General features: G+C 60.6%; 1 protein-coding gene. It reads right to left on the bottom strand.

The window, feature by feature from the left end; translation table 11 throughout:
- Positions 1 to 93: 93 nt before the first annotated feature.
- Positions 94 to 1278: a 1-deoxy-D-xylulose-5-phosphate reductoisomerase gene (gene ispC, locus BDE01S_RS10550; RefSeq protein ID WP_066081342.1), complete on the bottom strand. Its 1185-nt coding sequence runs from the start codon at positions 1276 to 1278 to the stop codon at positions 94 to 96.
- Positions 1279 to 1390: the final 112 nt, after the last annotated feature.

Raw genomic sequence — 1390 nt, 5'->3', positions numbered from 1 at the left:
ATTTTTTCATCATCAGGCGGGGACACTTGAGCCGCGCCCTGCCCTTGCCGTCTGATGTTCAGACGGCCTGTTTCCCGAAAAGCCGTCTGAACATCAGGCCAAGCCGGCGGCAAATGCCTGCGCCCGCGTGCGGGTTTCTGCATCCAATGCCAGCAGGCCGTCTATGCTGTCTGCCCCGCCCGCTTGATTGGCTGCCAGGCAGTGCGCCACGACTTTGGCGATGTCGGTAAACTTAATCTGTCCCGCTAGAAACGCAGCCACAGCGATTTCGTTGGCGGCGTTCAACACGCAAGGCGCGCTGCCGCCCGCATGCATGGCGTCATACGCCAGCTTCAGGCAGGGAAAGCGGTCGAAATCGGGGGCTTGAAACGTCAGCGCGCCCAAGCTGCCGAAATCCAACGCGCCCACACCCGACTCGATGCGCTCGGGCAGGCCGAGGCAATAGGCAATCGGGGTACGCATATCGGGATTGCCCATCTGCGCCAGCACCGAGCCGTCGCGGTAACGCACCATGCTGTGCACCACCGACTGCGGGTGAATCACCACTTCGAGCTTGTCGGGCGGGCAATTGAACAGCCAATGCGCCTCAATCAGCTCCAAGCCTTTGTTCATCATGCTGGCGGAATCGACGGAAATTTTCTGCCCCATGCTCCAATTCGGATGCTTCACCGCCTGGGCGGGGGTAATCGCGTCAAACGCGGCCAAATCGGTATTCAGGAAAGGGCCGCCCGATGCAGTGAGAATAATGGACTCGATGCCGTGCGCGTCCAAGCGGCCGCTGTAATCGCGCGGCAGCACTTGGAAAACGGCATTGTGTTCGCTGTCCACCGGCAATACGGTCGCGCCGTTGGCTTGGGCCGTTTCCATAAACAATGCGCCCGACACCACCAGCGTTTCTTTGTTGGCCAGATAAATGGTTTTGCCGTGCCGCGCCGCCGCCAGCGCCGAGGGCAGCCCCGCCGCGCCGACAATCGCGCACATCACACCGCTGACCTCCGCCGCCGAAGCCACGTCAATCAACGCCTGTTCTCCGTGCAATACTTCGGTAGCGCAGCCCGCCGCTTTCAGACGGCCGGCCAAATCCGCCGCGCAGCCGCCGTCGGCCACCACGGCAAATTTGGGGCGGAAACGCAGGCATTGCGCCGCCAGCTTCTCCACTTGGCGATGCCCTGCCAGCGCGAAGATGTCGAATTTGTCGGGATGGCGGGCAACCACATCCAGCGTGCTTACGCCGATGCTGCCGGTGCTGCCGAGAATGGTGAGGACGTGTCGGGTCATGATATTCGGAAGTGATGCCGTCTGAAAATGCCGCTAAAGGCGGCTCTATCGTCGTTTTTCAGACGGCTTTTATAGTCATTTAAAATAAAAATGATACGGCGTTGCTGCGCCC

It is taken from the genome of Bergeriella denitrificans NBRC 102155, from assembly GCF_001592185.1.
GTDB classification, from domain to species: domain Bacteria; phylum Pseudomonadota; class Gammaproteobacteria; order Burkholderiales; family Neisseriaceae; genus Neisseria; species Neisseria denitrificans.
The sequence above is the reverse complement of the archived record's forward strand: the minus strand, read 5'-3'. Positions and strand labels throughout refer to the sequence as shown.

Bases quoted from the DNA above. Each gene is read 5' to 3' on its own strand.
- ispC (WP_066081342.1), bottom strand. From the start codon at position 1,278: ATGACCCGACACGTCCTCACCATTCTCGGCAGCACCGGCAGCATCGGC.